7 protein-coding genes are annotated in these 6,730 nt (G+C 59.1%); 3 read left to right on the plus strand and 4 right to left on the minus strand.

Annotated elements, in window-relative coordinates; all coding sequences use genetic code 11:
* The first annotated feature begins 16 nt into the window (after window positions 1-16).
* Entirely contained in the window at window positions 17-1,072 is a 1,056-nt protein-coding gene (locus ACQY4M_RS12430; protein ID WP_428544425.1) for a methyltransferase domain-containing protein, read from the plus strand.
* Window positions 1,073-1,174: 102 nt separating this feature from the next.
* Here the strand turns inward: ACQY4M_RS12430 and ACQY4M_RS12435 are convergent, their stop codons facing one another.
* Window positions 1,175-2,218: an IS5 family transposase gene (locus ACQY4M_RS12435; RefSeq protein ID WP_428544428.1), complete on the minus strand. Its 1,044-nt coding sequence runs from the start codon at window positions 2,216-2,218 to the stop codon at window positions 1,175-1,177.
* 163 nt (window positions 2,219-2,381) lie between these two features.
* On the opposite strand from ACQY4M_RS12435, the gene ACQY4M_RS12440 reads away from it, so the two are divergent.
* Window positions 2,382-3,467, plus strand: coding sequence for an ABC transporter ATP-binding protein (locus tag ACQY4M_RS12440; RefSeq protein WP_428541641.1), 1,086 nt, complete (start codon window positions 2,382-2,384; stop codon window positions 3,465-3,467).
* Window positions 3,468-3,622: 155 nt separating this feature from the next.
* Here ACQY4M_RS12440 and ACQY4M_RS12445 read toward each other — a convergent pair.
* Window positions 3,623-4,755 (minus strand): IS3 family transposase gene (locus tag ACQY4M_RS12445; RefSeq protein WP_428539245.1). Its coding sequence is split into 2 segments (ribosomal slippage): window positions 3,623-4,503 and window positions 4,503-4,755, totalling 1,134 coding nucleotides; the frame shifts between segments, so codons are not numbered across the junction.
* Window positions 4,756-4,780: 25 nt separating this feature from the next.
* On the opposite strand from ACQY4M_RS12445, the gene ACQY4M_RS12450 reads away from it, so the two are divergent.
* The gene (locus ACQY4M_RS12450; RefSeq protein ID WP_428544531.1) at window positions 4,781-6,004 is read left to right on the plus strand and encodes a vWA domain-containing protein; all 1,224 of its coding nucleotides are present in this window, start codon (window positions 4,781-4,783) and stop codon (window positions 6,002-6,004) included.
* Here the strand turns inward: ACQY4M_RS12450 and ACQY4M_RS12455 are convergent.
* Entirely contained in the window at window positions 5,993-6,388 is a 396-nt protein-coding gene (locus tag ACQY4M_RS12455; protein WP_428541647.1) for a Hint domain-containing protein, read from the minus strand. The genes ACQY4M_RS12450 and ACQY4M_RS12455 overlap by 12 nt on opposite strands.
* 18 nt (window positions 6,389-6,406) lie before the next feature.
* Window positions 6,407-6,730, minus strand: a 324-nt coding sequence (locus ACQY4M_RS12460; RefSeq protein ID WP_428544431.1) for a transposase, incomplete at its 5' end; no start/stop codon positions are given.

The raw sequence follows: 6,730 nt of genomic DNA on the forward strand, positions 1-6,730 counted from the left end.
ATCAAAGGAGCCGCCCATGAACCACGAATCCGTCAAGGAATATTACGGCGAAACCCTGCAAGGCAGCGAGGATTTGCAAACCAATGCCTGCTGCACGGCGGGGGCTGTGCCTGCGCATTTGAAAAAGATTTTGGCCAAAATCCATGACGAAGTGATGGCGAAATATTATGGTTGCGGTCTGATTGCGCCCGATGCCTTGAAAGGGGCGCGCATCCTTGATCTTGGTTCGGGGTCGGGCCGTGATGTTTACGCGCTTGCGGGGCTGGTGGGCGAGGGCGGCCATGTGGTTGGCGTGGATATGACCGACGCACAACTGGATGTGGCGCGGGCGCATCAGGACTATCATGCGCAGGCCTTTGGCTATGCCAGACCCAACACCGAATTCCACAAGGGCTATATTGAAAAGCTGGACGAACTGCCGCTGGAGGCGGGCAGCTTTGACATTATCGTTTCCAACTGCGTGCTGAACCTTGCGATGGACAAAGAGGCCGTTTTGCGCAGCGCTTACACCCTGTTGAAACCGGGCGGCGAGATGTATTTCAGCGATGTTTACGCCGATCGCAGGATGCCAAAAGAACTGATCGGGGACAAGGTGCTGTATGGCGAATGCCTGTCTGGTGCGCTTTACTGGAACGATTTCGAGAACATGGCCAAACGGGCCGGTTTCAACGATCCACGTCTGGTCGAGGACCGCGTGCTGACCATCGAAAACCCCGAAATCGAGGCAAAGGTGGGCAACATCAGCTTTACCTCGGCCACCTACCGGTTATTCAAAATCGATGGGCTGGAGCCAGCCTGCGAGGAATACGGGCAAGCAGTGATATACAAGGGCACGATTGCGGAATGCCCCAACACATTCGTCTTGGACAAGCATCACGCGATCGAGGCGGGCAAGGTATTTCCGGTCTGCGGCAACACTTACCGGATGCTGAACGAATCCCGCTTTGCCCCTCATTTCGAATTCGTCGGCAATTGGGACACCCATTACGGGCTGTTCGGGGATTGTGGCGGCGAAACCCCGTTTGATGGTCCGGTAGAAGGTGACGCCGCAACCAGCGGAAGTTGCTGTTAAAGACCTCTGCATGAGGCCATGGCTTTCGGTTGAAGCAAGATTTCGGCCGCCCACCTTGCGCCCCTGCGGGTCCGGCGGACAGACGGGTGGCGGGGTTTGGGGCTATGCGATTGCGGGGGTTTGCGGGTTGAGGGTGATCCTGTTTGCGGCCTTGAGCAGGTTTTGCGCGATGGCGGCCATGACCATCTGGGCATGCACCCTGGCGCGCCCGAAATATCTCGCCCGCAGCAGGCCGAAGAGGCGTTTCATCGTGCCGAAAGTCTGCTCGATGCGGAAGCGGCGTTTCGAAATCAGCCGGTTGAAGCGTTTCTCCGATTGCCGCAGGGGGCGGCCGCGCGCTGCCTTGCGCAGGATGCCGTCGCGGTATTTGCCGCGCAGCATCTGGCGGTTGGCCTTGCTCGCATAGGCCTTGTCGGCCAGCACCCGCTGCGCCTTTGCGCCCGCGATCATGGTGGCGAATTCGGGGCTTTCGGCGGCATTGGCGGGCGTGGTGTGCACCTTGTCGATAAAGCCCTCTTCGTCGCAGCGGGCAAAGCCCTTGTAGCCGAGCGTGCTCTTGCGGCCCTTCTTGACCCAGCGGGCATCAGGGTCGGCGCTGAAATGCAGCTGTGCCCCGTCGGGTGAGACCTCGGGCGGATCATCCGGCGTCCCTTCCCTTGCCCCGTCCTCTGCCCGGTCCTGCGGGGCGTCGATATGGGTGCGCGGGCGCGCCGCCGCCGCGATCAGGGTCGCATCAATGATCGCCGCCTCAGCCTCTTTCAGCTTCAGCCCATGCGCCTCGATCTGGCGGCAGACCTCGGCCAGCAGCTCATCGTAAACGCCACCCCGGACCAGCGCATTGCGGAACCGGCAGTGGGTCGTCTCATCCGGCACCGACGCGTGCAGATCGAGCCCGCAGAACAGCATGAAATCCAGCCGCACCTTCAAGGCCCGCTCCAGCTTCGGGTCGCTCAGCCCGTGCCACTGGCCAACCAGAAGACACTTGAACAGAACCAGCGGATCATAGCCCTGAGGCCCGATCCCCGAGCGCCCCAGACCGCGCCGCAGGATCGGCAAAAACGAGTTCCAATCCATCAGCGCGTCGATCTTCGACAGAACGTCATCCGCGCCGATCCGTGCCGCCGCTTCGTGCAGGAAAAGGTCCATCTATTCACCCCAGAGATTTCCCGGCTAGCTTACCAAAACGGCCAACCCGGGGGAATCCCGATGTTATGCAGAGGTCTTTGTTAAGTCTTGTCGTAACCACGGCAGGCTGATAGCTGTTTTTCAATCCCGATGGTTTTGATCGGGTTTGAAAGGGAAACGGCACTTGGTACAGACACCTCCACGTCTTGAAATCAGGAATATCATCCGCAGCTATGATGGCCGGCGGGTGGTTGATGGTGTGTCCCTAAGGGTCGAGCCGGGGCAGGTGACCTGTCTGCTTGGCCCTTCGGGCTGCGGCAAATCCACCACCTTGCGCATCATTGCGGGCGTCGAAATGCAGGACAGCGGCGAAATATACGCCGATGGTGAACTGGTGTGTGACACCGTATTCCGCATCCCGCCCGAGGGGCGATCGATCGGGTTGATGTTTCAGGATTTCGCGCTGTTCCCGCATCTAAGCGTGGCGCAAAACGTGGGCTTTGGCCTGCCGCGCAAAGGCGCCGGGGTTGATGCGCGGATCATGGAACTGCTGGAACGGGTCGGGCTGGCGCATCACGCCCAAGATTACCCGCACCAACTGTCGGGCGGCGAACAACAGCGGGTGGCGCTGGCTCGCGCCTTGGCCCCGCGCCCGAAAATCATGCTAATGGACGAGCCGTTTTCCGGCCTTGATAACCGCTTGCGCGACGGCATCCGCGACGAAACACTGGACCTGTTGAAAGAAGAAGGCACTGCCGTTTTGCTGGTCACACACGAGCCGGACGAGGCCATGCGCATGGCCGATGAAATTGCCCTGATGCGTGATGGCAAGATCATCCAGCAGGGCGCACCCTATAACATCTACAACAGCCCGCGCGACAAAAAAGCGGCGGCATTTTTCTCGGATATCAATGTGATAGAGGGCACTGTTAAAGGGGCGCTGACGGAAACGCCCTTTGGCCAGTTCCTTGCCCCCGGCGTGCCCGATGGCACCAAAGTGGAAATCGTTTCCCGCCCGCAGCATATCCGCATTGATTTTGATCGCGGCGGACGTGGCCCAAACCCGACCGCCAGCGATGGCGTGGCGGCGCGGGCCAGCGTGATGCGAGCCCGGTTCATGGGGCGCGAGAGCCTTGTGGAATTCCGCATGGATGCCGACGGCTCGGTTCTGAAGGCGACCGTGCCGTCAGTGTTTCTGCCCGCCGAGGGAACCGTGATGTGGTTGACCCTGCCACGCGCGCGGTGTTTCGTGTTTCCCAAGACGGCGTAAACATAGAAAGCAACCGTGCTGATGGCTGAATACCTGCCCCTTGAAATTCCCGAAGACGGCAAGCTGGTGCATAACATCACCCGCTTTGCCCGTGCAGAGGTGGTCCCACTTTTTTGACCAGTCAGCAGCCAGTTTAAGATGGATCAGGGTTTCATTTAGGCTGCCAAACTCATTGGTTTTGTTTTTCTGTCATAGGCTTCATCCGGGGTCAATATTCCGTGGGTGGAATGCGGGCGCTCGGTGTTGTAGTAAGCCAACCATTTCCCGATCCCGGCGCGGGTCTGCGAACCCGTTTCAAATGCGTTGAGGTAAATGCATTCGTATTTCAAGGATCGCCAAAGCCGCTCGATCATCCGGTTATCGACCCAGCGACCTTTGCCATCCATCGAGATTTTCACGTCGGCTTCTTTCAGCGCCTGCGTCCATTCAAACCCGGTGAACTGGCTGCCCTGGTCGCTGTTCATGATATCGGGCTTGCCGTATTTGGCCATAGCCTCTTTCAGGGCTTCAACGCAAAAATCTGCCTCCATGCTGTTTGACAATCTCCAGCTCAAAACCTTGCGGCTGTGCCAGTCCATGATCGCGACCAAATAGAGGAACCCGCGCTGCATCGGAATGTAGGTGATATCTACGCACCACACATGGTTTGGACGATCAATCGTCAGGTCTCGCAGCAGATACGGGTAGATCTTATGCTGCGGATGTTTCTTGCTCGTGTTGGGCGTCTGGTAGATCGGAACCAACCGCATCAGCCGCATCAAACGGCGGACCCTGTGGCGACCACACTTGTAACCTTGGCGCTGCATGTGCCGGGCCATTTGCCGTGATCCATACCACGGCGTCTGCAAGAATTGCTTGTCGATTATTGTCATGAACCGCAAATTTTCAGCACTTTCGCCTTTTGGCTGGTAATACAGGTTCGAGCGCGCCAGAGAAAGTAGCCCGCATTGTCGTCGCACACTCAGATCATGCTCACGGCTCACCATTTTTTGCCTCGCTTCCCGAGCAACTGTTGCGAGGCGTTGGCTAAAAAATCCCGTTCCACGACCAGCTGACCAATCTTGGAGTGCAGCTTCTCAATCTGGGCTTCATCAACCCGATCAGGATCACGGCCCCGTCTGGAAAATGCCGTGGCCATGTTTTCAATCGCTGCTCGTTTCCATGTGCCAATCTGGGTTGGATGCACACCATACTTCTTCGACAGCTCCGCCATCGTCATTTCCTCGCGGATTGCTTCAAGCGCAACGCGGGCTTTGAATTCGGGAGAATGGTTCTTTCGTTTCGTCATTTTGAATCGTCTTTCTCATAAGTCGATCCACCTTAACAACTGGTCCGAATTTCCGCGACCACCTCTTGCCTTGCGGGCCGCCGGTGTGCCGGTGGGGGCGGGGCGGCTGATCGGGGCGATCCATGCGGTGCAAGCCACGGGGTTTTCGGACCAGCGCGATTTCTACTGGTGTCTGCACGCCTGTTTCGTTTCCAAACCCGAACAGCGTGCGACCTTCCATCAGGTATTTCGCCTGTTCTGGCGCGATCCGCGCTATCTGGAACATATGATGGCAATGATGCTGCCTGCCGTGCGCGGGGTTCAGGAAGAACGCGCCGCCAAATCCGCCGAGAAACGCGCCGCCGAGGCCCTGCTGGATGGCGTCACCCGCGATGTGCCAGAGGTGGGCGAAGAAGGCGAAAGCGAGATCGAGATCGACGCCAGCCTGACCATGTCGCCCGAGGAACGGCTGCGCACGCTGGATTTCGAACAGATGAGCGTGGCGGAAATGGCACAGGCAAAACGGATGCTGGCGCGGCTGACCCTGCCGGTGAATCCGCTGCAATCGCGGCGCACACAGGCGGATGCGCGCGGGCGGGTGCTGGACTGGCGGCGCACGATGCGGGATGCGATGCGGCAGGGTGGCGAGGTGCAGGCGCTGGCGGTGAAAAAGCGCCGTGTGCGCTGGCCCAATCTGGTGGTGATCTGCGATATATCCGGGTCCATGTCGCACTATTCCCGCGCGGTGCTGCATTTTCTGCATGCTGTGGCCAATCAAAAGGGCGCGGGGTGGTCCAGGGTTTACGGGTTCACCTTTGGCACCCGCCTGACCAATATCACCCGCCATCTGGCCACGCGTGATGTGGATGCGGCACTGGCGGCGGCGGGGGCCGAGGCGCAGGACTGGGAAGGCGGCACGCGGATCGGGGCCTGTCTGCATACGTTTAACCGCGACTGGTCGCGGCGGGTGTTGGGGCAGGGGGCGGTGGTGCTGTTGATCACTGATGGGCTGGACCGCGACGATGCGGGGGCGCTGGGGCGTGAAATGGAGCGCCTGCACCTGTCTGCCCGCCGCCTGATCTGGCTAAACCCGCTGCTGCGCTGGGATGGCTTTGCCCCCAAGGCCCGCGGGATCGCGGCGATGCTGCCGCATGTGGACAGCTTTCGCGCGGGGCATAATATTGCGTCATTAGAGGCACTGGCGCAGGCGATTTCACGACCTGATGACATGGGCGAAAAATCCCGCCTCATGGCTGCGCTACAGGGTTAGGGCCGGCTGGTTGTTCTTGCGGTGCCGCCCCGCCATGTTGCGCGCCTTTTGGCCGCTCACCAACAGGCGTGCCGAGACCGGGCTTTCGATAAAATGATCCCACCCATTCCCGAAAATCAGACGTAATTCGGTGCGGGCTGCGGGCGTGATCGCATGCAGGGTCTGGGTGCCCAGATACAGGCTTTCTGCGGGCGCTCCTTCCGCAATCAGGATCTCGTGCTTGTCCATCAGGATATGATAATAGGTTATGTCACCAGTTATAGGTGCCACATCGATGCCTTCGATTGCGGTCAGGTCTTTTGCGGGGGCCAGAACCTCGGGCATGCCATACATCCGTTTGGCAATTTTAGAGCAAATCAGCAAACGGTGGTGAGCTATGCCCAAAAGTTGGTGACGCAGTAATCAGGCGGCATGTTTTTCCTGCTTGATCCCGTCCTTAAATTCAACCCCTTCGATGATTTCCGGCAATCGGAATGCGTCGTCGAGTTTACGCCATTTCTTCTTTGCCGACATCATCAGGCGGAAGGTCATTGCCAAGGCGGTCTTGCGCCCGAGGCAGCCTTTGGTCTTCTTCGTTCGGTGCCGCACGGTGGCAAATATGCTTTCGATGGGGTTGGATGTGCGGATGTGTTTCCAGTGCTCGGCAGGGAAGTCGTAGAAGGTCAGCAGCACGTCCCGGTCCTTGGTCAGCTTCCCCACGGCACGCTCGTATTTCACGCCATAGGC

The sequence above is a fragment of the Profundibacter sp. genome (genome assembly GCF_965277155.1).
GTDB lineage: Bacteria > Pseudomonadota > Alphaproteobacteria > Rhodobacterales > Rhodobacteraceae > Profundibacter.